This window comes from Bradyrhizobium sp. WSM1417 (assembly GCF_000515415.1).
Lineage (GTDB): Bacteria > Pseudomonadota > Alphaproteobacteria > Rhizobiales > Xanthobacteraceae > Bradyrhizobium.
Genome location: NZ_KI911783.1, coordinates 6652434 through 6676297 on the forward strand (window position 1 = coordinate 6652434; position 23864 = coordinate 6676297).

The window sequence follows — 23864 nt, forward strand, 5'->3', positions numbered from 1 at the left end:
GGGCGTCCATCATCCTCTCTCAATATCCCTCGCCCCAACGATACTGCCATGCGATACCAACAGCTGTCAGTTCGCTTCCCGTGCGGCTGGTGATGCCGGTGCTGGCAGAGAGCTTGACTGAGTTTTGTCGATCGATCGGAAAGGCAACCGTCACGCCCGCGCGCGAGATGGCCTGCTCGTTATCGTTTTTGATGCCGTTGAGGGTCGTGCTGCCGCCGGTGAAATACAGTCCGTCCAGCGCCATCCATATGCCAGACTGGAACGTGTAGATGACATGTCCCTGCACCGCATAGATCGGAGCCTGCGAGAACGTCTTGCCGCCGAAGAAGTCGGTGTTGTCGCTGAAGAAGGTCACGCTGGGGGCGAGTTCGACCGTCCATGGTCCCCATGCCTTTGAGATTCCGAGCTCGGGCCGGAACGACCAACGGTTGCCGCCGAGGTTGAGCAGCTTGGTGCTGTCATATTGCCCGAGGGGCGCGGAGACCTGAAGGCTTACGCCCACGATCAGATCCTGGTGGTAGCTGGCGAAGTCCTTTGCCGAGAGCGCGGGAGCCCCAAACAGATTGACCGAGACACGAAATCGCGGATCGCCCAGACCGGACATCTCCCGTTCGCGCGGCTCGCCGTTGACGAGCCCATGCGCGCCAAACGACGATGTCGGCACGATCGCATCGAACTTGGCCGACTGGCCAGCGACGTCGAAGGACCGAACATAAGCCACTACGCCGGTATCGGAGCGGAATGTGGCATCGGCGATCGCGGTGCTGGGATCGAACGCGAGCTTGCCTTGGGCGTAAACGTAGCCCGAGATCAGGAAATTCAACCCGACAGGCGTATTCGAATACGATCGCGGCTCGGCCTCCTGGGCGCTCGCATTCGAGACCGCCGACAACGCGGCGATTATTCCCAATGCCAAGCCGAGCGGGAACCGTCTTGCGCGACGCGCTTGAGGCGCATCGGCGTTTGCATCACCGATGATGGGCGCATCACCAACCGCCCGGTGCACTCCAACGCCGTGCCGGTCCATCGAGATATCCTACCAAGCAAGCCCGTCGGATCATACCATCGAAGCTCCGCCGGCGACCTTGACGAGGGAAACGAAGCAGCGCGGCAACGGTCAAAAACACCTCACCTCGGCTTCCGCCTGCGCGCGCCTGAGGTCATTCACCGCGGAATTCGCCTGCTCCGACGTGCGGAACTGGACGCCGAGATTACCGCGGACCTGGGACATGCTGAGCGCCGTTTCTGCAGTGACGTAGCGCTCATAGGGCACAATCGAGGCCACAACGTCGATCGAGCAGGAACATTGTTCGATCGCCTGCCGGCTCTCGCCATTGGCCTTCATGCAGCCATAGACGTATTCCGCACGCGCCGACGTCGGATAATCATTGGCCTCTTCAGCCTGCGTAGCGAGCGCGGTCGCAGCCCACACCGCCAATGCGGCGACAATCGGTCGTAGCTGTCCGGCCAGATTCATGAGCGTCCTCCCGCTGGTTGCGACGGAAGCTATGCTATGCGTATTGTCCTGAAAAGCACTCTATCAGAGGAAACGGCTCACAAGGTGATGAGAGCATTTGGTCGATCATTGGCGCTCGCGGTGACGCTGGCGCTGACACTAGCCGGGCCCGTCCGCGCCGCGGATACCATCCGCCTTGCGGTGCAGAAGACCGGAACATTCTCCTGGGAGCTGGCCGCGATCCGCACTGGCGGCCTCGACAAGGAGGCCGACCTGTCGCTCGACGTCACCGAGCTTGCGAGCCCCGAGGCCGGCAAGATCGCGCTGCGCGCCGGCAACGCCGACATCATCCTGTCCGATTGGCTGTGGGTGTCGCGCGAGCGCACGCTTGGCGCCAAGCTCACCTTCTATCCCTATTCCAGTGCGCTCGGCGCGGTGATGGTGCCGGCCTCCTCGCCGATCAAGTCGCTCGCCGATTTGAAGGGCCGTAAGCTCGCCGTCGGCGGTGGTCCCATCGACAAGAGCTGGCTGCTGCTCCAGGCGCGCATGAAGCAGGACGGCATCGACCTGAAATCGGAGGCGACCATCGTCTATGGGGCTCCGCCTCTGATCGCCGCCAAGGCGCTCGACGGCGAGATGGATGCCAGCCTCAATTTCTGGAATTTCTGCGCACAGCTGGAGGCCAAGGGTTTTAGACGCCTTGCCGGCATCGAGGACATCCTGCCGAAACTCGGCGCCAAGGGCGCGGTCTCCGCAGTCGGCTATGTCTTCGACGAGAGCTGGGCAGCAAGTCACCGCGAGGCGGTGGCGCGCTTCATCGCGATGACCCGCAAGGCCAAGCAGCTGCTGGTGACCTCGGATGCCGCCTGGGACAAGATCGCGCCGCTCACCGGCACGAGCGATGCCACCCTGCTCAAGACCTATCGCGAGAGATATCGCGACGGCATTCCGCGCCGGAACATCGATGACGAGGAAAGGGACGCGCGCGTGCTCTACCGCGTGCTGGCCGAGACCGGCGGCCGCGACCTCGTGGGCCCGGCTGCCGAGCTCGATCCCGGCACGTTCTATCACGCAGTTGCCGGAGACTGAGGTGCTGCGTCTTCTGTCGTTTGCCCTGTTGCTCGCGATCTGGTGGACAGCCGCGCTGTTCGTCGGCGCCGCGAAGCTCCCCTCTCCGCCGGCCGTGCTCGACGTCGTCATCGCGGAAGCATCGAGCGGCGCGCTGTTCCTGCATCTCGGCGCCACGCTCGCCCGCGTGAGCCTCGCCTTCGTGCTGGCGATGTCGCTCGGCAGCGCCATCGGCTATCTGATGGGACGGGTGAAGCTGGCCGACCGGCTCGGCGATCCCTGGCTGATCCTGCTCCTGAACCTCCCCGCGCTGGTCGTGATCGTGCTGGCCTATATCTGGGCCGGGCTCACCGAGGCCGCAGCGATCGCGGCGATCGCCATCAACAAGCTGCCGACCGCCATCGTCACCTTGCGCGAGGGCGCGCGCGCGCTCGACCGCTCGCTGGACGAAATGGCGAGCGTGTTCGCGATGCCGCGCTGGCGCGCCTTCCGCCACGTCGTGCTGCCGCAGCTGGCGCCCTATATCGCAGCCTCAGCCCGCTCCGGATTGTCGCTGGTGTGGAAGATCGTGCTGGTCGCCGAACTCCTGGGGCGACCCAACGGCGTCGGCTTCGAGATCGGCGTCGCCTTCCAGCTGTTCGACACGCCGCGGCTGCTGGCCTATTCGCTAACCTTCGCCGCCGTCGTGCTCGTGATCGAGACCGCGCTGGTGCAACCATTCGAAGCCCGCGCAACACGGTGGCGACCCCGTGCGGCTTGAGGTCGATATCACAGGGAAGACGTTCAGGAGTGCCGCGGGCGGGACGCAGGAGGTGCTGGCGCCGGTCAGCTTCGCGCTGCAGTCCGGCGAGGTCGGCGTCCTGATCGGTCCGTCCGGCTGCGGCAAGAGCACGATGCTGCGCATCATCCTGGGGCTCGACCGCGATTTCGAGGGACGCGTCTCGCGCCCACCGGAAGCGCGGATCGGCATGGTTTTCCAGGAGCCGCGGCTGCTGCCATGGCGCTCGGTCGAGCAGAATGTGCGGCTTGCGGCCCCCGATGTCACTGATGCCAAGCTCGCCGAGCTGTTCAGGATCCTGGAGCTGGAGGCGCATCGCAGCCATTTTCCCGGCGAATTGTCGTTGGGGTTGGCCCGGCGCGTCGCGCTCGCCCGCGCCTTTGCCGTCGAGCCCGATCTGCTCGTGCTCGACGAGCCCCTCGCCTCGCTCGACGACGCGCTGGCCGGCCGCTTGCGCGACGAGATCGCGACGCTGGTGGCGCGCCGTCCGGTGATGACCCTGCTCGTCACCCACAGCCTGGATGACGCGATCCGGCTCGGCGACCGCCTGTTCTTGCTGTCGCCGCGACCGGCGCGCATCGTGCGCGAGGTGCCGATTGCCATCCCGCGCGCGGAGCGCAGCGAGGCCGAGCTCGGCAGGATCAGGGCCGAGCTCGCGGCGTTGCAGCTTGAATCGAAATGAGAACTCATGGTCAACTGGACCAACGAAATCTTCGCGGGAGGGTCATCATGCGGCGTACGCTGATTGCGATCGGCATCCTGTTGGTTGCGATGCCGGGCGCGGCGCTCGCGCAGGCCAAGGGCAAGGGTATCCGGCTCTGGAATCTTACGACGGAGACGATCTCCGGCTTCCAGCTCTCGCCGGCCGGGAAGACCGAGTGGGGGCCGAACCAGTGCTTGAACGACAAGGACAAGGAGGTCGACCACGACGAGCGGCTGCGCATCACCGGCGTCGAGCCCGGCCGCTACGACGCCAGGGTCAGCTATCCCAATGCACGGCAGTGCATCGTGCACGACATCGAGATCAAGGCGGATGCGGTGTTCTCGGTCTCCGACAAGGATCTGAAGGACTGCACGAAATAACGCCGGCGGCTTACGCCTTGTCATTCGGATGCGGATACTCGCAGCGCCACCGCACCGCCTGCCACTTCGGATGGTCGCCGACCCATTGCGCGATATAGGGCGGCGCAGCCATCGCGCATTGCTTCGGCGACCCCGCATAGTTGAACACCAGATGCTGCTCCTCGCAGGTCGCAGGCGAGAGCACCGCACACACAGTCACCACCAGGTCGATCGGGTTCATGCCGGGATCCTCGCAGAGGCGATGAAGATTAGCACAAAAGGTTACGCTCCGAGGAGCCGGAAGTTTCAATACGGCGGGACAAACGGGGGCTTTTTCCTCTCCCTGCAAGCGCGGAGAGGCGAAGAGCGCGCCTAGAAATTGACGCCGAATATGACCCTTGCCTGGTGGCGCTCGAAATTGACGAGATCAAGATTACCGCCCGATCCGGCCGGACGGCCCCAAGCCTGCATGCTCCAGCTCATGGTCAGGCGCGAGCGCTCGGACAGCTGGAAATAAGCGGTCGGACCAACGAAAAGGGCCTGGCCCGCGAACTCGCCGAGGCCGATGCCTTCATACTGCCGGAAGTAGCGCACCTCGCCGCCGAGCAGCACGTTGGGCCGCACGCGCACGAGGCCCGCGAAAGCCGCGCCGATGGTCGAGCTCTTTTCGGACAGCCCCGCCATCTCGAAGCGCGCCCATTCGGGTTGATAGATCAGGTTGAGCGCCCCAATGGCGAAGTTCGGGATCAGTTCGCGATCGAAGGCGAGCGTGAAATCGGTACCGTACATCCGCCCTTTCGCGCCCGAGGTCTCGTCGATGCGGTCGCCATGGAGTTCGGCTGCGACAGTCAATCCGAATGGCGCGCGCTCGCGATCGAGCAGGCGATAGCGCAGGTCGAGCGACGCGCCCTGGAAATTGAACTGGCGACGGTCGCCGATATCGGGGACGCCGGTGATGTCGTGCAGCGTGGCCGTGCCGCCGACCTCGATGCGGAAGTTCGGCAGCGGCACGATCTCTATTTCGACCTCCTGCGACAGCGCGCGATAGGTCCCGCCACCCTTGCCGAATCGTCCTGTCGTCTGGGTCTGGAATTCGCGCTCGCCGGGGTTGCCGACATCGGTGCCGATCATGAAGCCGAAGATGTGCTCGGTATCAAAGCCCTCTTCGGCGCTGACGCATGCCGGCGCGAGCGCGACGGTGCAGGCGGCTATGGTCCAGAATGTAAGGGCTCTCGCGCGCATCCCCGACACTACCACGGCTTCGACGGTGGTTGCCATCGAAGCCGCGGCAGGTCGTCAGTCTTACTTGTGGTCTTACTTGCGCAGAGCGCAGGCGTACATGTTGATTTCCATGCCGACCGGCACTTCCACGATCTTCGGAGCTTTCCAGGCCATTCGGGGACTCCCAAGGGATTGAGCGCGACATCGCGCCGGCCAAAACCTAGGGCTGCGTCAGGCACAGCGCAAGTCTGGAATCGCGCCGGTGACACAGCGAACTGTCGCATCGCGCTTGCAAATTTCTCTCTCGGGCAACTCGCCTTCGCTCCCAGTCAAGCGGCGCAGTCTTCACTGCAACAAGCGCAGCAGCGCGCGGCCGGCACGCGAGTTCATCTCCTTGGCATCCAGCGTTCCATCCTTGTCGGGATTCGCCGCGTTGAAGCGCTGCTCCACCACCGAGAGGTATTCGTCGAGCGTGAGAGTCCCGTCGCGATCGGGATCGGCGGCGGCGAGTTCTTTCGCCGTTAACCGTCCGCGCAATTCGCGGGCGTCGAGCGTGCCGTCGTGATCGGGATCGAGCTTGGCGAACAACGCGGCCGCCGCCTTCTTCACCTCGGCTAGGTCGAGTGTGCCGTCATTGTCGGCATCGAACGTCTTGACCGCATTGCCGGAGGCCGACCATGCCGGACCGGACATCAGCGCAATCGTGAGCGCAAGTGCAACAGAGCGACGCGATATCATGAAAACCTCCCTCACCAAGAGCTCCGATTCGAACCGGATCGAAACGACATAAGTCCACAAGCGAGCCTCGGTTCAAGCCCCGAATTGCAGCCCGCACACAGCACAACTTGCGGAACCCGTCGGCCGACCGCTGCCGTCGCGCCCGCGCCCTGCTCCATGCCGCGGAATTTCTTCAGCGCCTGCGCACAAGTGAGAGTTGCTTGTCAGCTCTCCGTCAGGTGACTGGCATCCCGCCGCCCACCATATCGGCATCGCAATTACGACTTTCGTATTGACGCGTTTTGCATTCGGGCGGAGTGTTGCTGTCGCAGCGTCAATAGGCGCGCATATTGGGAGGAACGGATGAAACGCTTTGCGATGGCCGCGAGCCTCGTCATGCTTGCATCGACTTGTGCAAATGCACAAACCAGCGAGCAGCTGGTCAAGGGCGCGACCGATACATCGAACGTTCTCAACTACGGGATGGGCTACAATCTCCAGCGCTTCTCGACGCTGAACCAGATCAACAAGGACAGCGTCAAGAACCTTGTCCCGGTCTGGAACTACTCTTTCAACGACGATCGCAGCGAGGAATCCCAGCCGCTAGTGTACCAGGGCGTGATCTACGTGACGTCGCACAACGCGACCATGGCGGTCGATGCCAAGACCGGCAAGCAAATCTGGAAATCCAAGGTCGAGTATCCTGCCGAAACGCCGCGCATCGTCTGCTGCGGCATCATCAATCGCGGCGCCGCACTCTATGAGGGCAAGGTGTTCCGCACCACGCTCGACGCCAACGTGATCGCGCTCGACGCCAAGGACGGCAAGGAGCTGTGGCGGCAGAAGGCCGCCGACATCAAGGAAGGCTATTCGATGACGGTGGCGCCGCTGGTCGCCGACGGCGTCGTGATCACCGGCATCTCCGGCGCCGAGTTCGGCACCCGCGGCTTCATCGACGGCTGGGATCCGGCAACGGGCAAGCATTTGTGGCGCACCCATTCGATCCCCTCACCCGACGAGCCCGGCGGCGACACCTGGAAGGGCGATACCTGGAAGCTCGGCGGTGGCTCGACCTGGATTACGGGTTCCTATGATCCCGAGCTGAACACGGTCTATTGGGGTATCGGCAATCCCGGACCGTTCAACTCGGCGGTTCGCCCGGGCGACAATCTCTACACCTGCTCCGTGCTGGCGATGGATCCCAAGACCGGCAAGATCAAGTGGCACTACCAGTTCTCGCCGAACAATCCGTTCGACTATGACAGCGTGGCCGAGATGGTCCTCGCCGACATGAACGTCGAGGGCAAGCCGACCAAGGTGTTGATGGACGCCAACCGCAACGGTTTCTTCTACGTGCTCGACCGCACCAATGGAAAGCTGCTCGCGGCCAATCCTTACGTGAAGGTCAACTGGGCGACCGGAATCGACATGAAGACCGGACGTCCCATCGAGACCGACGTCTCGAAGGATGCGCGTGAGGGCAAGAAGGTGACCGTCTATCCGTCGATCCTCGGCGGCAAGAACTGGGAGCCGATGTCGTTCAATCCGCAGACCGGCCTCGCCTACGCCAATACGCTCGCCTTCGGCGGCAGGTACAAGACCGAACCGGCCACCTTCAAGCAGGGGGAATGGTATCTCGGCATGGACCTCACCGATCTCTGGGAATGGGGTGATGGCCCGCGCGGTCATCTGAAGGCGATCGATCCCATGACCGGCAAGGCGAAGTGGGAAGCACCAAGCGACATCCCGCGCTTCTCCGGCGTGTTGTCGACCGCGGGCGGCGTCGTGTTCTCGGGCGCGCTGACCGGCGAGTTCGAGGCCTTCGATGCCGACACCGGCAAGAAGCTCTGGCAGTTCCAGACCGGCTCGGGCATCGAGGGACAACCGGTGACCTGGCAGCAGGACGGCGTGCAGTATGTCGCCGTGACGAGCGGCTATGGCGGCGTCTACTCGCTGTTCTCCGGCGACGAGCGGCTGGCCAAAGTCCCGCCCGGTGGCTCGCTTTGGGTTTTTGCGGTCAAGCAATAACCACGGCACGATGCTGAGAAAGCTATCTCACAAGACGGTGGCGATCCTCGCCACCGTCGCGGTGCTGGCGGTCGCGCTTGCGGCGACCGTTCGTGCCGCGGATGATTCAAGCGGCAATCCCGTGCAGGCACAGATCGACCACGGCAAGTCGACCTACGCGGAGAAATGCTCGCACTGCCACGGCCCCAACATGATGAACCCCGGCACCATCACGCCGGACCTGCGCGCCTTCCCCGACGACAAGACGCGCTTCGTCACCACGGTGAAGAACGGCAAGAACAACAGGATGCCGCCCTGGGCCGATATTCTCAGCGACGAGGAGATCGGGAATCTCTGGGCCTTCATCTCGAGCCGGAGAAAACCATGAGGCGTTGGCTGGCTGCGTGGAGCATTGCCGCGATCCTGGCGGCGGCGGTCACGGCTGCGCGCGCGGCGGACGATCCGCTCAAGATTTGTCTCGACGAGGACAGGCCGCCGTTCTCGGTGCATCACAAGGGCAAGCCGGGCTCGGGTTTCGACGTGCTGCTGGCGCAAGCGATCGCCGATCGGCTCGGAAGGCCGCTGACGGTCCAGTGGTTCGAGAGCAAGCTGGACGAGGATTCGAGCCCGCAGCTCGAGGCCAATGCGCTGCTGTCCGACGGGCGCTGCTCGCTCGTTGGCGGCTACGCGCTGACGACGGACTCTCTCGTCAAGCCCGGCATGAAAACGGCGCGCCTGCCGGATTTTGCCGGCGCTACGCGCGACGACCGGCGCCGCCGCGTCGCGCTCGGCGTGCTCGCGCCGAGCCAGCCCTATGTCTACTCGCCGATGACGGTCGTGCTCGGACCGAAGGCGCGGGGTCGCAAGATCGGCGATATCGGCGATCTCGCCGGCCTGCGCCTCGTCATCGAGAGCGGCTCGCTCGGCGATGCGATCCTCATGACCTTCGACAAGGGGCGCCTGATCGACGACATCACGCATCTTGTCCCCGCCCGCGATGATCTCCTCGGCGCACTTGCCCGTGGCGACCATGACGCGACGCTGATCGACCTCGGCCGCTTCGACGCCTATCGCGCCGCGCACCCTGATACGGCGATCACCGCGTCCGGCTACTACTATCCGATCGGGGCCAACCGCGGCTATGTCGGGCTCGCCAGCGATCCCGCACTGATCGACGCCGTCAACAAGGCGCTGACCGGGCTTGCTGCCGAGGGCAAGATCGCCGAATTCGGCAGGCAGATGGGGCTGAGCTATCTGCCGCCGCGTGAGCCTGCGATCCTCGGCGACGTCTGGATGAAGATCATTCAGCGGTGACGGGAGCGTCCGGCTCCCGGAATGACGGATAAAGTGGTCGGCGATGGGCCCGCTACAACCATGGCTGGCTCGGCGACATTCTGCACCCTATGATGCAGCCGTTTTCATTCGGTCCTTTGGTGACATCGTGAATCCTTTCGCCGCAAGTCTGCGCGATCTCCTCTCGCGCGAAATCAAGACCGGCGAGTTGGTGCGGGCGCTGATCGTCGTCGGCCCGATGGTCGCCGCCTATTTCATCGCGCGCGAGACGGCGCTGCTGAATCTCGGGTTGGTCGCGGTCTCGTTGCTCATTCCCGCACTCAGGCTGCACCTGCCGCCGAAAGTCGTGGCGTGGCATTATCTCGCCATCCTCCTCACCTTTGCCGCGCTGTTCCTCGCGAGCCCGATCAAGCCGCTATTCGCAGTGCTGACGGCGCTCGCCGGATTCCTTGCGGTCGCAGTGACGCGCCACGGCGAACATTTCCGCACGCTCGGGAATTGGGTGTTCATCCCCGCCGTGTATCTTGCCTGCGAGGTGCGGGAGGGCGTGAGCGCCTCGGAAGCCCTGCGCCATGCCGGCATGATCATCGTGTCCTCTCCGATCGCGCTGGCTCTGGTCTGCGCCATCCGGATTTACGACCAGCGACGGTGCGGCGATGCCGCGACCTCGTTCGGAGCGCCCGCGGCCGAATGGTTTGTGCCCGCGGCGGCAACCGCCCTTGCGGTGTTCGCTGCGGCGGCGCTGGTCGAGATCCTCGATCTCGCGCAGGGCCAATGGGTGATGTGGTCGGCCGCAAGCGTCGTGGTCGGCGATTTCGCCGCTTCGATCGGCAAGCTGAAGCAGCGGGCGATCGGCGCCGTCGCCGGCGTGCCGCTCGGTTTCCTCGCCGGCATGGTGCTGCCGCAAAGCCGGGTCGGCTATGCGCTCGCGGTTCTCGCGGCCACCCTCACGCTGATCTCGTTCTCCCGCTACATCATCGGCTTCGGCCTGCGCTGCTTCTTCATCGCGCTGGCCGCCTCTTTCGCCGGCAGCGCCAGCGGCATCGCGGAGGAGCGCATCGCCAACGTGCTGATCGGCGGCACCTTTGGCTTGCTTGCGGTAGCCCTGACCGAAATCGTCTGGCTGCGTGTCATGCGAAAAGTGCGATTGTCCGGATGACGCCCGAATAGGCACAGCGCGGCCATTCGAATGCGCCAATCTGTCTCGCCTGGCACCCATGGCAGAGGCGACCGGATGCAGTACCGTCGGTGGCAATCCGGGAGAGAATCATGTCCGCGAAGCTCGATCGTCGCCACTTCATCGCCGCTGGCACCGCCACACTCGCCATGCCTTTCGTCTCGCGCAACGCCTCGGCGCAGGCTGCGTGGCCATCGCGGCAAATCCGCATGATTTGCAGCTATCCCGCCGGCGGACAGACCGACCTGCTCGCGCGTGCCTATGGCGAATTCATTTCCAAGCAGGTCGGAAAGACCGTCGTCATCGAGAACAAGCCCGGCGCCGCCGGCGCGATCGGGACGGCGGAGGTCGCCCGCGCGGAGCCCGACGGCCACACCATCCTATGCTCGATCTCGACCACTTACATCATGAATCGGGTGGTGATGAAGGCTCCCGGCTACGACATGGACAAGGATTTGACGCTGGTCAGCGTCATTCCCGGCGCGGGCCTGTTGCTGGTCGCGAACCCAAAAACCGGCGTCAAGTCGCTGGAGGATTTCGTCGCCTTCGCGCGCAAGAGCGGCAAGGTCAACTTCGGCACCTATAGCGCGGGCTCGGCCCCGCATATGACCATCCATGAGCTCAACAAGCAGTACGGCCTTGCCATCGAGCCGATCCACTATCGCGGCGAAGCCCCGATGTGGACGGGCATGCTGGAAGGTACGCTCGATGTGGCCATGGGCAGCTACACGGCAGCGCAATCAGTTTTGCAGAGCGACCGTGGCACCGTATTCGCGGTGCATTCGAAGAAGGTCGACGCGATTCCCGATATCAAGACCCTCCCCGAGCAGGGCGCGACGTCGAAATTCTTCACCGTCAGCGGCTTCTCCGGCTGGGCCGTGCCGAAGGCGACACCGCAGCCGGTCGTCGACCGCCTGGCGGAGCTTTGCGTCGCTGCCAACAGCGATCCGAAGGTGAAGGAGGTGCTCAACACGTTCGTGCTCGAACCCGCGATCGGCTTCAAGGAAACCAACGCGCTGTATCAGCGCGAGCTGCCGATCTGGATCGAGAGCGCGCGGTCCCTCGGACTCGAGCCCTCCTGAACCGCGAGCCAAGACGCCCTTCGCGGCGCGGCATCCGACCAAAGCCTAGTGCCGGAAACGCATTTTCCCGCTATGATTGTGGGAAGCCGGCGGGAAGGTCCCGCCGGCGCGGACACGAAAGGCCGATCCCATGACACCGGATGGCGTCGCCGTAGCCGTCATGATCATCCTGCTCTTTCCGATGGGCTATTTCACGCTGGCGTCTCCGGCCTTTCTGCTGGTGAAGCTGGATATCCAGCCCGTCGCCCAGCTTTTACGCGGCATGTTCAATGCCCATTTTCTGGTGATGCGCGTTGCCGGACTCATCGGAACGGTCGCTTTCCTGCTCGACGGTCGTCTGGTCGCCGCGATGGGCGTTGGCCTCCTTGCGGCCTTGGCGATCTATGGACGCCGCTGGTTCATGCAACGGATGGATGAACAGCTCAGCGCCAGGGACGCCGGCGATGCTGAGGCCCCACGCCGGCTGCGCCGACTGCATTGGAGTGGGATGCTGGGCAATGCAGTGCTGCTCGCCGCTCTCCTGACCAGCATTCCCTACATCGCCATATCGGCATGAGAGACATCGCGGGCGCGTGACGGTCAGCCGTCGCGTCGAGGCCAACCTGACGTTTGCCTAATGCTCGTCCGCGGCAACGGCGCCCTGTTGCGCCTTGTGGATCGAGGACGGCACCACGCCGAAATATTTCCGGAACACCCGGCTGAAATGCGATGAGCTGGAGAAGCCCCAGGAGAACGCGACGTCGGTGATGGTCTTGCCGGCGTGGGCCTCGAGCTCCTGGCGGCAATTCTGAAGACGCGCCTGCCAGATGTAGTCGCTCACCGTGGTGCCGCGCTCCGAGAACAGCATGTGCAGATAACGCTTGGAGCAGCCCAGTTCGCCGGAGATCTGGTCGATGCACAGATCCGGATCGCGCAAATGCTCGCGGATGAAGAACTGCGCGCGCACATAGGTCGCTTCGGGCCCGACGCGATCGAGCATCGTGTCCGCCTCGCGCAGCGGCAGCAGCAAGAGGTCGATCAGCGAATCGGCGACGCCGACCGCACTGTTCGCCGACAGCTTGGCCGCCTCGTCGAAGGTCGCATGGACGAAATCGTGGGCGATGCGCCCCGTTCCCGTGCGTGAGGTCAATTTGCAGGCGGGCATTCGCTGGGACGGGAATCCGCGGTCGCGCAGCAGCGCCTTCGGCACGATCACCACGTCGTGGCGCGTGAATGCGGGGCTGATGATCGAATGCGGACAGGAGACGTCATAGGCGATGATGTCGCCCGGGTTCAGCTCGATGTGGCGGCCTTCCTGCTCGAAATAGGACACACCGTAAGTCTGGAAGTGAATCTTGATATAGGGGTGTTCATTGGCCTTGGCGCGCGCCAGCGTGTGCGCGATGCGATGCTGGCTGACCTCGATCTGGCAGAGCTTCAGGCGCGAGACGCTGGTGTAGTCGATGCGGCCCTCGAGCGAGGACGCTTCGAGCGGATCGACGTCGAAATGCCCACACAGGCTGGTCAGCCCGTCGATCCAGCTTTGGATCTGACGTTTCGGCGTCATTCCCGTCGTCGAGAGCGTGTGAATCGTGTCGGACATTAATCCAGCCACTGGTTTGATCCGGAGATTTTGACGCGAATCGCGAGCCGCGCTGCCGGAGCCCTGAACCGTGATTGCGTGACGTTTACCTCGATTTTGAGCGATCTTCTAGAACGAGCGCCATCGTTCCATTGCCACCCTTGAAAGTTAATCCTCCGCCTTAGTTGCAGCGCCGTCAAGGGGAACCTGAGCGTTGAAGGCGCTCCCAAAGCCTTGCGGCAGCGGCTGAATTCGCTACTGCAAAATCAAAAACTTCCGACCCGTGCGCTGTCAAGCAAACCATCTTCTCTCTTGGGCAAGTTTCCCGATAACGAAGTCGTTAGGGATTGTATCAGGAACAACAAGAACGGGCCGCTCCGCACGTGGACCCGTGGCTCTCATCAGGAGGAGGAAACACCACAGCATCGTTTCTGGTCCCAATCGTGACCGCCCTGCACGAGCAGACGCCGGACGAAAAGCCCGGCGATTAGCAATGCTTCGGAAACAATAAACGAGACCAATGGAGGAATGACTATGCGCAAGGTACTACTCGCGGCCTATCTTGGCTCCGCGGCGGCTCTCGCCGTCGGCAGCGCGTCGGCCAACGATGAAGTGCTCAAGATGTCGCAGAACCCGAAAGACTGGGTGATGCCGACGGGCGACTACGCCAACACCCGCTATTCCAAGCTGAACCAGATCAACGCACAAAACGTAGGCAAGCTCCAGGTCGCCTGGACCTTCTCGACCGGCGTGCTGCGCGGTCACGAAGGCGGCCCGCTGATCATCGGCAATATGATGTATGTCCACACGCCGTTCCCGAACAAGGTCTACGCTATTGACCTTTCCAACGAGAACAAGATCGTCTGGAAATACGAGCCGAAGCAGGATCCGAATGTCATCCCTGTGATGTGCTGCGACACGGTCAACCGCGGTTTGGCCTATGGCGACGGCAAGATCTTCCTGCATCAGGCCGACACCACGCTCGTCGCGCTCGATGCCAAGAGCGGTCAGGTGGCATGGACCGCAAAGAACGGCGACGCCAGCAAGGGCGAGACCGGCACTTCGGCCCCCATGGTCGTCAAGGACAAGGTGCTGATCGGCATCTCCGGCGGCGAGTTCGGGGTCCAAGCCCATATGACCGCCTACGACATCAAGACCGGCAAACTGGCTTGGCGCGGCTACTCGGAAGGACCGGATGATCAGATTCTGGTCGACGCCGAGAAGACCACCGCGCTCGGCAAGCCGGTCGGCAAGGACTCGAGCCTGAAGACCTGGCAAGGCGATCAGTGGAAGATCGGCGGCGGGGCGACCTGGGGCTGGATCTCCTACGACCCCGAGCTGAACCTCGTCTACTACGGATCGGGCAATCCCTCGACCTGGAATCCGAAGCAGCGTCCCGGCGACAATAAATGGTCGATGACGATCTGGGCTCGCAACCCTGACACCGGCCAAGCCAAGTGGGTCTATCAGATGACGCCCCACGACGAGTGGGACTATGACGGCGTCAACGAGATGATCCTCTCGGACCAGGCGATCAACGGCCAGCCGCGCAAGCTGCTGACGCACTTCGATCGTAACGGCCTCGGCTACACGCTCGATCGCGTCACCGGCGAGCTCCTTGTCGCTGAAAAGTACGATCCGAAGGTGAACTGGACCTCCGGCGTCGACATGGACAAGAACTCGCCGACCTACGGCCGCCCGAAGGTGCTCGACGCAGCTTCGACTGACAAGGCGGGCGAGGACCACAACGTGAAGGGCATCTGCCCGGCCGCGCTCGGCACCAAGGACGAGCAGCCGGCAGCCTACTCGCCGGACACGCAGCTGTTCTACGTTCCGACCAACCACGTCTGCATGGACTACGAGCCGTTCAAGGTGAGCTACACCGCGGGCCAGCCCTACGTGGGTGCGACGCTCTCGATGTATCCGCCGCAGGGTGAAACCCACATGGGCAACTTCATCGCCTGGGACGGCAAGACCGGCAAGATCGTCTGGTCGAACAAGGAGCAGTTCTCGGTCTGGTCGGGTGCGCTCGCAACCGCAGGCAATGTGGTGTTCTACGGAACGCTCGAAGGCTACCTGAAGGCAGTCGACGCCAAGACCGGCAAGGAGCTCTACAAGTTCAAGACTCCCTCCGGCATCATCGGCAACGTCACCACCTATGAGAACGGCGGCAAGCAGTATATCGCAGTGCTCTCCGGCGTGGGTGGCTGGGCCGGCATCGGTCTGGCGGCAGGCCTGACCGATCCGACCGCCGGTCTCGGCGCAGTCGGTGGCTACGCGGCGCTCAGCAATTACACGGCACTCGGCGGTACGCTGACCGTGTTCTCGCTGCCCAACTAGGCCTCTCAGCATCGCTCCGGCGCGTGGATCAACTCCACGCGCCGGCTCGTCTCACCGAATGCCTTCCGAGGAAAATCTCTTGCGTAAAATCCGCTCTGCCATTGCTGCGATGTTCTTGTTCGCGTCCGGGGGAATTGCCGTCGCGGACGGCTCAGGTGACCCGACCGCCGTCAAGCAGAACGAAACCGGCGAATGGTCCGACAAGGAAGGCAACCCGACCTACAAGATCACTGACGGATCCGTCGACTGGTACACCTATTCCGGATACCGCCGCTATCACTCGGACTGCCATGTGTGTCACGGCCCGGATGGCATGGGCTCGACCTACGCCCCGGCGCTCAAGGATTCGCTGAAGACGATGAGCTATGCCGACTTTCTCGGCGTCGTCGCCTCCGGCCGCAAGAACATCTCGACTGCTGCAGAGAACGTGATGCCGGCCTTCGGCGATAACCCGAACGTCGCCTGCTACATGGACGATCTCTACGTCTATCTGCGCGCCCGCTCCAACGAGGCCTGGGGCCGCACAAGACCCGGCAAGCACGAGGACAAGAACGACGCCTATACCAAGAACGAAGATTCGTGCATGGGCAAGAAGTGAACGTGCGGAGCCCGCCAGGACCTGATTCCTGGCGCCCTGCTGGAATTTGAGGAGTTTAAGATGAAGACACGTGCCGCCGTCGCTTTCGAAGCCAAGAAGCCGCTCGAGATCGTCGAAGTCGATCTGGAAGGACCGAAGGTCGGCGAAGTCCTGGTCGAGATCAAGGCGACGGGCATCTGCCACACCGACGCCTACACGCTCGACGGCTTCGACAGCGAAGGAATTTTCCCGTCGATCCTGGGGCATGAGGGCGCGGGCATCATCCGCGAGATCGGTCCTGGCGTGACCTCGGTGAAGCCGGGCGACCATGTCATTCCGCTCTACACGCCTGAATGCCGGCAATGCAAAAGCTGCCTCAGCCAGAAGACCAATCTCTGCACCGCGATCCGCGCGACGCAGGGCAAGGGCGTGATGCCCGACGGCACCAGCCGCTTCTCCTACAAGGGCAAGCCGATCTACCACTACATGGGCTGCTCGACGTTCTCGAACTTCACCGTGCTGCCGGAGATCGCGGTCGCCAAGATCCGCGAGGACGCGCCGTTCGACAAGAGCTGCTACATCGGCTGCGGCGTCACCACCGGCGTCGGCGCCGTCGTCAACACCGCCAAGGTCGAGCCGGGCTCCAACGTGGTCGTGTTCGGCCTCGGCGGCATCGGCCTGAACGTGATCCAGGGGGCCAAGATGGCTGGCGCGGACAAGATCATCGGCGTCGACATCAACGACTCCAAGGAGGAATGGGGACGCCGGTTCGGCATGACCGATTTCGTCAATCCCAAGAAGATCACCGGCGACATCGTCCCGCATCTCGTGACCCTGACGGACGGAGGCGCCGACTACACCTTCGACTGCACCGGCAGCACCACAGTGATGCGCCAGGCGCTGGAAGCCTGCCATCGCGGCTGGGGCACCTCGATCATCATCGGCGTTGCCGAATCCGGCAAGGAGATCGCCACCCGCCCGTTCCAGCTCGTCACCGGGCGAAATTGGCGCGGCACCGCCTTCGGCGGCGCGCGGGGCCGCACCGACGTGCCGAAGATTGTCGACTGGTACATGAACGGAAAGATCCAGATCGACCCGATGATTACCCACACGCTCAAGCTCGAAGACATCAACAAAGGCTTCGACCTGATGCATGAGGGCAAATCGATCCGTTCAGTCGTCGTGTTCTAGCTCGAAAAGCGTCACCCCAAGGAGGATCGACCCATGACTGTTGCACTCCATCCCTCGATCGATAACGGCATCAAACAGGGCAGCGGCAGCTTCGCCGGCGGCACGCTCGCATGCAAATGCAGCGACCATCAGGTCAAGGTCGCCGTCAAGGGCGACGTCGCGCATAACCATGCCTGTGGCTGCACCAAGTGCTGGAAACCGCAGGGCGCGAATTTCTCCGTCGTCGCCGTGGTACCCCGGCAGAACGTCACCGTGCTCGAGAACGGCGACAAGCTCCAAATCGTCGACCCGTCGGCGGTGATCCAGCGCTACGCCTGCAAGGCCTGCGGCACGCACATGTACGGCCGCATCGAGAACAAGGGTCACCCGTTCTACGGCCTCGACTTCATCCACCCGGAACTGTTCCAGGAGCAGGGTTCGCAGGCGCCGCAATTCGCCGCCTTCGTCTCGTCGGTGATCGAATCGGGTGTGAAGCCGGAGCAGATGGGCGGAATACGGGCTCGGTTCAAGGAGCTTGGCCTCGAGCCCTATGACTGCCTGTCGCCGGCACTGATGGACGCGATCGCGACCCACGTGGCGAAAGCCAAGGCCGCCTGAGCAAGGTCGCTAAGCAAGACCGCCTGACGTTTACCGCGCCCGATCGCTCGCTGGTTCCACCAGAGCCAGCGAGCGGACGGAGCCGGCTCAGGGACAATCGCGGCGATGCCGTCGCTTCTTCACTGCGCTTGTGCGGGGCCATCGGCTCCCTCAGTCCTGGTCTCTGAATGACTGCGCAGGGCCGCCGGCTTCCTGCTTGAAGTCCGCGGCGCCTGCGTTTCTCCCTCCCTCGACTGAGGCATCCTGCTTCGTCCGCACAGATCTTCTGGCGGACGAAGCTTTTTTTTCGGCGCGGCCATCCCCTGAGACGCGCGGCGTGATGCGGCGCCCTGCTTTTGACAAACCTTCGTTGCAATCTTTTCCCATCGAGAACAGCTGACTCAAGAACACTTGGCTGTGAACGCCAGACCAAAGCGATCCTGCTACGATCGTGTCGTAACGATGCCGCGCGAAATTCAATAATCAAGAAGACGACGGGAGGTATCGAACACATCCGGACATGACATTGGCATTCCTGAGTCCTGCCGGGATCTGTCCGCGCGGGATGACCGCTGGAATGCGAAGCCGCGCAGCAGGCATTGCACCGACCGGCATCTGGAAAATCTCAAATCAGCAAGCTTATGAAGAGCGAGGGACGATCATGATCAAGGTGAAGATCAATGGCCAGGAACAGAGCTGGGACGGCGACCCGGATCTCCCGCTACTCTGGTTCCTGCGCGACGAGGCCGGGCTGACCGGCACCAAGTTCGGCTGTGGCCAGGCCCTGTGCGGCGCCTGCACCGTCATCGTCGACAAGGAAGCCGTGCGCGCCTGCATCACGTCGATCAACGACGTCGCCGGCCGCGAGATCACGACGATCGAGGGACTGCATCCGAACGGTGATCACCCGGTACAGAAGGCCTGGCGGCAGGTCAACGTTCCCCAATGCGGCTTCTGCCAGGCAGGGCAGATCATGCAGGCGGCTGCGCTGCTGATGGACAACCCAAAGCCGTCGCACGACCAGATCCGCGAAGCGATGTCCGGCAACATCTGCCGCTGCGGCTGCTACCAGCGCATCGAGAATGCGGTCCATCTCGCATCGACGGGAGTGTGACATGAATTTCATCGACAACCCGAAGAAGCTTCGTGGCTTCGAGAAGAACATCAAAGTCGAGAAGGTTTCACGCCGCAGCATCCTGAAGGGACTCGGCATCACCGGCGGCTTCGTACTCGCGGCGCCCGTGATGTCGCGCCAGGCGTTCGCCTACGAGACCGGCGCCGGCAAGATGCCCCACGGCGTCGTGGTCGATCCGCGCGTGTTCGTCGCGGTCGCACCCGACGGCACCGTCACCATCCTCGCCCACCGCGCCGAGATGGGCACGGGCGTGCGCACCAGCCTGCCGCTGATCGTGGCCGAGGAGATGGAAGCCGACTGGTCACGGGTCAAGGTGGAACAGGCCCATGGCGACGAGGTCAAGTTCGGCAACCAGGACACCGACGGCTCGCGCAGCACGCGGCATTATTTGATGCCGATGCGCCAGATCGGTGCCTCCGCCCGCACAATGCTCGAGCAGGCCGCCGCGAAACGCTGGGGTGTGCCCGCAACCGAGGTCAAGGCCGTCAATCACGAGGTCGTCCACAGCGCGACGAGCCGCAAGCTCGGCTTCGGCGAACTCGCAGCCGATGCCGCCAAGGAATCGGTGCCGAGCATCGAAGGGCTCAAGCTGAAGGACCCCAAGGATTTCCGCTATCTCGGTAAGGGCCAGATCGGCATCGTCGATCTCCACGACATCACCACCGGTAAGGCGCGTTACGGCGCCGACGTGCGGCTGCCCGGCATGAAGTATGCCGTGATAGCGCGCCCGCCGGTGACCGGCGGCAAGCTGGTTAAGTTCGATCCAGACGCGGCTTTGAAGGTCCCCGGCGTCGAGAAGGTGATGCAGGTGCGCGGCTGGCCGTGGCCGTCGAAATTCCAGCCGCTCGGCGGCGTCGCCGTGATCGCCCGCAACACCGGCGCGGCGATCAAGGGCCGCGACGCGCTGAAGCTGACCTGGGACGACGGCGCCAACGGCAAATACGACTCCGTCGCCTACCGCAAGGAGCTCGAGGAGGCCTCGCGCAAGCCGGGCCTTGTCGTGCGCCAGGAAGGCGACGCCGAGGCTGCTCTGAAGGGCGCCGACAAGGTCGTCGTCGGCGAATATTATCTGCCGCACCTTGCCCATGTCAGCATGGAGCCGCCGGTGGCGGTCGCCGACGTCAAGGGTGACAAGGCGGAGATCTGGGCGCCGGTGCAGAGCCCGGGCGGCACGCGCGAGGACGTTGCGAAGACGCTTGGCATTCCCGAGGGCAATGTCACCGTCAACGTCACGCTGCTCGGCGGCGGCTTCGGCCGCAAGTCGAAATGTGACTTCGCGCTCGAGGCCGCGCTGCTGTCGAAGGAGCTCGGCGTGCCCGTCAAGGTGCAGTGGACGCGCGAGGACGACGTCCGCCACGATTTCCTGCACACGGTCTCCGTGGAACGGATCGAGGCGGGGCTCGACAAGAGCGGAAAAGTGATCGCCTGGCGCCATCGCAGCGTGGCCCCGAGCATCGGCTCGACGTTTGCGGCAGGTGCAAAGCACCAGGCGCCCTTCGAGCTCGGCATGGGCCTCGTCGACATGCCCTTCGAGATCGCCAACATCTCCTGCGAGAACCCGGAGGCCGCGGCGTTCACCCGGATCGGCTGGTTCCGCTCGGTCTCGAACATTCCGCGCGCCTTCGCGGTCCAATCGATGGTGGGCGAGATCGCCCATGCAACCGGCCGCGACCAGAAGGAGACGCTGCTCGCGCTGATCGGCAGCCCGCGCATCGTCAAGCCTGCTGTGAAGGATATGTGGAACTATGGCGAGCCGATGGACAGCTATCCGATCGACACCGCGCGCCTGCGCAAGGTGGTCGAGCTGGTCGCCGAGAAGGGCGAATGGGGCCGTCAAATGCCGAAAGGCCATGGCCTCGGCATTGCCGTGCACCGCAGCTTCGTCAGCTATATCGCGACCATCGTCGAGGTGGCCGTCGACGACAAGGGCAAGCTGACGGTGCCGCGGGTGGACACCGCCATCGACTGCGGCACCTATGTCAACCCCGAGCGCATCGCCTCGCAGATCGAGGGCGCGGCGATCATGGGGCTCAGTCTCGCCAAATACGGCGAGATCACCTTCAAGGACGGCAAGGTGCAGCAGAAGAACTTCGACGACTTCCAGGTCCTCAGGATCGACGAATCTCCTGCGGTGACCAACGTCTACATCGTGCCGCCAGGACCCGACACGCCGCCGAGCGGCGTCGGCGAGCCCGGCGTCCCGCCATTCGCGCCGGCGCTGATGAACGCCATCTTCGCCGCGACCGGAAAGCGCATCCGCAGCCTTCCGCTCGGCAAGCAATTGGAAGCGTAAAGGCGGGAACACAAGGCGGCCTCGCGCCGTTTGCATCGATCTGACAGGAGCAGATCGATGACCCATCTCTCAAAGGCGCTCGCAGTCTCGTTGCTGTCGAGCGCCTTTCTTTTGACGGCCACTGGCGCATACGCCCAGAGCAACACCACGCCGCCGACAACGGCGACGCGCCCCAGCACGCCGGACCAGACCTCCCTACCCAACGCCAATGCCACGCCGCCCTCGACCACCCAGACCACCGGGCAGCACAATCCCGATCCCAAGGTTCGCGAGATGAACCAGAAGGAAAAGGACAAGGTCGAGCGCGAGGGGAAGTAGACTTCTGGGTTGCGCGCGACCGCATCGTCTGGCCGGGCTTGTCCCCGGCCGTCCACGAGCTTTGCTCTGACACGAAGACCTGGATGCCCGGGACAAGGCCGGGCATGACGATTTGGTGGCGCGGGACAGCAATCCCATCACACACGCAAAATGCGGCGGACGTTGCCGTCCGCCGCATTTGCCCCCTGACACTCCGCTTCTTTCGATCCGCCAGCGGAGCTTATTTCTTGAGCGCGAACACCCAGATCACGCCGCCTTGGGGCACGTTGGCTTCGATGCCGATATTGTTGGTCACGAGTGCATCCTGGATGCGCTGCGCATCCACGCCCCATCCCGACTGGATCGCGATGTATTGCGTGCCGTCGATCTCATAGGACACCGGCATACCCATGATGCCGGAGTTGGTCTTCTGCTCCCACAACAGCTCGCCGGACTTCGCGTTAAAGGCGCGGAAGTTGCGGTCGTTGGTGCCACCTACGAAGACGAGATCGCCCGCGGTCGCCGTCACCGAGCCGAACAGCTGCGACTTGGGGAAGTTGTGTTGCCACATCTTCTTGCCCGTGACGGGATCCCAAGCTTGGAGCTCGCCGAAATGATCCGCCCCGGGCTTCGTCTTCAGCCCGATGTCCTCCGGCTTGGTGCCGAGCCAGAGTTCGCCGGGCTTAAGCGGAACCTTCTCGCCGGTGAACCCGCCGCAGAAATTCTCGTTGGCGGGCACGTAGACAAGGCCGGTCTTCTGGCTGTAGGCCGCCGACGGCCAATCCTTGCCGCCCCACAGCGACGGACAGAATTCCACGCGCTTGCCGACCATCGGCTTGTGCGCGGGATCGACGATCGGCCTGCCGCTCTCGGCGTCGATGCCCTTCCAGACGTCGGTGGAGACGAACGGCCAGCCGGCGACGTAGTTGATCTTGGTCGGCGTGCGCTCGAGTATCCAGAAGATCGCATCGCGTCCCGGATGGACCAGGCTCTTGATGTTGCGGCCGTCGCGTTGCAGGTCGATCAACATCGGCGCTTCGACCTCGTCCCAATCCCAGGAATCGTTCTGGTGATACTGGTGATAGGTCTTGATCTTGCCGGTGTTCGGATCGAGCGCGAGTACTGACGAAGTATAGAGATTGTCGCCGGGATGCATCTCGCCGGGCCACGGCGCGGCGTTGCCGACGCCCCAATAGATCGTCTTGGTGTCCTTGTCGTAATTGCCGGTCATCCAGGCCGAGCCGCCGCCGTTCTTCCAGTCCTCGCCCTGCCAGGTGTCGTGGCCGGGCTCGCCTTCGCCCGGAATCGTATAAGTCCGCCACAGCTCCTTGCCGTCCTTGGCATCATAGGCGGCGACATAGCCGCGCACGCCGAACTCGCCGCCGGAGCCGCCGACGATGACCTTGCCGTCGACGATCAGCGGCATCAGGGTCATGTACTGGCCCTTCTTGTAGTCCTGCACCTTGGTGTCCCACACCACCTTGCCGGTCTTGGCGTCGAGCGCGACGACATGGTCGTCTGTGGTGGCGAGATAGAGCTTGTCCTCCCAGAGTCCGACGCCGCGGCTGGTCGGATGCAACTGGAACAGATCGTCGGGGAGCTGCCGCTTGTAGCGCCAATATTCGTCGCCGGTCTTGGCATTCAGCGCGATCACCTGGCCCATCGGGGTCGCAACGAACATCACGCCGTTGTTGACGATCGGCGGCGCCTCGTGACCTTCGACGACGCCGGTCGCGAAGGTCCAGACCGGGGTGAGGTTCTTCACATTCGAGGTGTTGATCTGGTCAAGTGGGCTGTAGCCCTGCCCGTCATAGGTCCGCCGATAGAGCATCCAATTGGCGGGCTCCGGGTTTTCCAATCGCTGCGCGGTGACCGGCGCGTAGTTCTCGATCGGGCCTGATACGGCGGCGGTCGAGGCAAGAGTCGATGCAAGACACGTGAAGGCGACGAAGCCGGACAGTAACCACTGCTTCCTGGTCATGGCGTTCCCCTTTTTCATCCGTTTGAATTCTTGTTGTGAATTCTTGTTTTGA

General features: G+C 63.4%; 25 protein-coding genes. 17 read left to right on the forward strand and 8 right to left on the reverse strand.

Annotated features, from left to right (window positions below; all coding sequences use genetic code 11):
* Positions 1 to 19: 19 nt before the first annotated feature.
* Together BRA1417_RS0132575 and BRA1417_RS0132580 are read right to left on the reverse strand one after the other, a co-directional pair.
* Positions 20 to 1027 carry a transporter gene (locus tag BRA1417_RS0132575; RefSeq protein WP_027519367.1) on the reverse strand — a complete coding sequence of 336 codons (1008 nt, stop codon included), beginning with the start codon at positions 1025 to 1027 and terminating at the stop codon, positions 20 to 22.
* A 90-nt stretch (positions 1028 to 1117) separates the two neighbouring features.
* Entirely contained in the window at positions 1118 to 1477 is a 360-nt protein-coding gene (locus BRA1417_RS0132580) for a hypothetical protein (protein WP_027519368.1), read from the reverse strand.
* Between the two features lie 87 nt (positions 1478 to 1564).
* On the opposite strand from BRA1417_RS0132580, the gene BRA1417_RS0132585 reads away from it, so the two are divergent.
* The 4 genes from BRA1417_RS0132585 to BRA1417_RS0132600 are packed head-to-tail and all read left to right on the forward strand — an operon-like array spanning position 1565 to position 4385.
* Entirely contained in the window at positions 1565 to 2545 is a 981-nt protein-coding gene (locus BRA1417_RS0132585) for an ABC transporter substrate-binding protein (RefSeq protein WP_035968950.1), read from the forward strand.
* Between the two features lies 1 nt (position 2546).
* Positions 2547 to 3284, forward strand: coding sequence for an ABC transporter permease (locus BRA1417_RS0132590; RefSeq protein ID WP_007612967.1), 738 nt, complete (start codon positions 2547 to 2549; stop codon positions 3282 to 3284).
* Positions 3274 to 3984, forward strand: a complete 711-nt coding sequence (locus BRA1417_RS0132595) for an ABC transporter ATP-binding protein (protein WP_027519370.1) — start codon at positions 3274 to 3276, stop codon at positions 3982 to 3984. The genes BRA1417_RS0132590 and BRA1417_RS0132595 overlap by 11 nt, the downstream gene beginning before the upstream one ends.
* A 47-nt stretch (positions 3985 to 4031) precedes the next feature.
* Entirely contained in the window at positions 4032 to 4385 is a 354-nt protein-coding gene (locus BRA1417_RS0132600) for a hypothetical protein (protein ID WP_027519371.1), read from the forward strand.
* Between the two features lie 10 nt (positions 4386 to 4395).
* Here BRA1417_RS0132600 and BRA1417_RS0132605 read toward each other — a convergent pair whose 3' ends face one another.
* The 4 genes from BRA1417_RS0132605 to BRA1417_RS0132620 form a co-directional block, all read right to left on the reverse strand.
* Positions 4396 to 4605: a hypothetical protein gene (locus tag BRA1417_RS0132605; protein ID WP_027519372.1), complete on the reverse strand. Its 210-nt coding sequence runs from the start codon at positions 4603 to 4605 to the stop codon at positions 4396 to 4398.
* Positions 4606 to 4736: 131 nt separating this feature from the next.
* Complete coding sequence (locus BRA1417_RS0132610) at positions 4737 to 5642, reverse strand: hypothetical protein (protein ID WP_027519373.1); 906 nt, start codon at positions 5640 to 5642, stop codon at positions 4737 to 4739.
* 36 nt (positions 5643 to 5678) lie between these two features.
* The gene (pqqA, locus tag BRA1417_RS41290) at positions 5679 to 5759 is read right to left on the reverse strand and encodes a pyrroloquinoline quinone precursor peptide PqqA (protein ID WP_018460299.1); all 81 of its coding nucleotides are present in this window, start codon (positions 5757 to 5759) and stop codon (positions 5679 to 5681) included.
* 171 nt (positions 5760 to 5930) lie between these two features.
* Positions 5931 to 6323 carry an EF-hand domain-containing protein gene (locus BRA1417_RS0132620; RefSeq protein WP_027519374.1) on the reverse strand — a complete coding sequence of 131 codons (393 nt, stop codon included), beginning with the start codon at positions 6321 to 6323 and terminating at the stop codon, positions 5931 to 5933.
* 342 nt (positions 6324 to 6665) lie between these two features.
* On the opposite strand from BRA1417_RS0132620, the gene BRA1417_RS0132625 reads away from it, so the two are divergent.
* From BRA1417_RS0132625 to BRA1417_RS0132650, 6 genes are all read left to right on the forward strand, one after another.
* The gene (locus BRA1417_RS0132625) at positions 6666 to 8330 is read left to right on the forward strand and encodes a methanol/ethanol family PQQ-dependent dehydrogenase (protein ID WP_027519375.1); all 1665 of its coding nucleotides are present in this window, start codon (positions 6666 to 6668) and stop codon (positions 8328 to 8330) included.
* A gap of 10 nt (positions 8331 to 8340) precedes the next feature.
* Complete coding sequence (locus tag BRA1417_RS0132630; protein WP_027519376.1) at positions 8341 to 8697, forward strand: cytochrome c; 357 nt, start codon at positions 8341 to 8343, stop codon at positions 8695 to 8697.
* The gene (locus BRA1417_RS0132635; RefSeq protein WP_027519377.1) at positions 8694 to 9623 is read left to right on the forward strand and encodes a transporter substrate-binding domain-containing protein; all 930 of its coding nucleotides are present in this window, start codon (positions 8694 to 8696) and stop codon (positions 9621 to 9623) included. The genes BRA1417_RS0132630 and BRA1417_RS0132635 overlap by 4 nt, the downstream gene beginning before the upstream one ends.
* A gap of 127 nt (positions 9624 to 9750) precedes the next feature.
* Positions 9751 to 10761 (forward strand): FUSC family protein, encoded by a 1011-nt coding sequence (locus tag BRA1417_RS0132640; RefSeq protein ID WP_245286303.1) that lies wholly within the window; start codon positions 9751 to 9753, stop codon positions 10759 to 10761.
* A 110-nt stretch (positions 10762 to 10871) separates the two neighbouring features.
* On the forward strand, positions 10872 to 11861 hold the full coding sequence (locus tag BRA1417_RS0132645; protein ID WP_027519379.1) for a tripartite tricarboxylate transporter substrate binding protein: 990 nt from the start codon (positions 10872 to 10874) through the stop codon (positions 11859 to 11861).
* Positions 11862 to 11991: 130 nt separating this feature from the next.
* A complete protein-coding gene (locus tag BRA1417_RS0132650; RefSeq protein ID WP_027519380.1) occupies positions 11992 to 12417 on the forward strand; it encodes a hypothetical protein in 426 nt (141 codons plus the stop codon).
* A 57-nt stretch (positions 12418 to 12474) separates the two neighbouring features.
* On the opposite strand, the gene BRA1417_RS0132655 is transcribed toward BRA1417_RS0132650, so the two are convergent.
* Positions 12475 to 13443 (reverse strand): helix-turn-helix domain-containing protein, encoded by a 969-nt coding sequence (locus BRA1417_RS0132655; protein WP_007601369.1) that lies wholly within the window; start codon positions 13441 to 13443, stop codon positions 12475 to 12477.
* A gap of 513 nt (positions 13444 to 13956) precedes the next feature.
* Here BRA1417_RS0132655 and xoxF5 point away from each other — a divergent pair.
* The 7 genes from xoxF5 to BRA1417_RS0132690 all read left to right on the forward strand — a co-directional run bounded on the left by xoxF5 (position 13957) and on the right by BRA1417_RS0132690 (position 21852).
* Complete coding sequence (gene xoxF5 / locus BRA1417_RS0132660; protein ID WP_027519381.1) at positions 13957 to 15762, forward strand: lanthanide-dependent methanol dehydrogenase XoxF5; 1806 nt, start codon at positions 13957 to 13959, stop codon at positions 15760 to 15762.
* A gap of 109 nt (positions 15763 to 15871) precedes the next feature.
* Complete coding sequence (locus tag BRA1417_RS0132665; protein WP_027519382.1) at positions 15872 to 16360, forward strand: c-type cytochrome, methanol metabolism-related; 489 nt, start codon at positions 15872 to 15874, stop codon at positions 16358 to 16360.
* A gap of 60 nt (positions 16361 to 16420) precedes the next feature.
* Complete coding sequence (locus BRA1417_RS0132670) at positions 16421 to 17530, forward strand: S-(hydroxymethyl)glutathione dehydrogenase/class III alcohol dehydrogenase (RefSeq protein ID WP_027519383.1); 1110 nt, start codon at positions 16421 to 16423, stop codon at positions 17528 to 17530.
* Between the two features lie 33 nt (positions 17531 to 17563).
* Positions 17564 to 18127 carry an S-(hydroxymethyl)glutathione synthase gene (gene gfa, locus BRA1417_RS0132675; RefSeq protein ID WP_027519384.1) on the forward strand — a complete coding sequence of 188 codons (564 nt, stop codon included), beginning with the start codon at positions 17564 to 17566 and terminating at the stop codon, positions 18125 to 18127.
* A 640-nt stretch (positions 18128 to 18767) separates the two neighbouring features.
* Entirely contained in the window at positions 18768 to 19220 is a 453-nt protein-coding gene (locus BRA1417_RS0132680) for a (2Fe-2S)-binding protein (protein WP_007601363.1), read from the forward strand.
* Position 19221: 1 nt separating this feature from the next.
* The gene (locus BRA1417_RS0132685) at positions 19222 to 21534 is read left to right on the forward strand and encodes a molybdopterin cofactor-binding domain-containing protein (RefSeq protein WP_027519385.1); all 2313 of its coding nucleotides are present in this window, start codon (positions 19222 to 19224) and stop codon (positions 21532 to 21534) included.
* A 57-nt stretch (positions 21535 to 21591) separates the two neighbouring features.
* Positions 21592 to 21852 (forward strand): hypothetical protein, encoded by a 261-nt coding sequence (locus BRA1417_RS0132690; RefSeq protein ID WP_027519386.1) that lies wholly within the window; start codon positions 21592 to 21594, stop codon positions 21850 to 21852.
* A gap of 220 nt (positions 21853 to 22072) precedes the next feature.
* Here the strand turns inward: BRA1417_RS0132690 and BRA1417_RS0132695 are convergent, their stop codons facing one another.
* Entirely contained in the window at positions 22073 to 23812 is a 1740-nt protein-coding gene (locus tag BRA1417_RS0132695; RefSeq protein WP_027519387.1) for a methanol/ethanol family PQQ-dependent dehydrogenase, read from the reverse strand.
* Positions 23813 to 23864 lie beyond the last annotated feature (52 nt).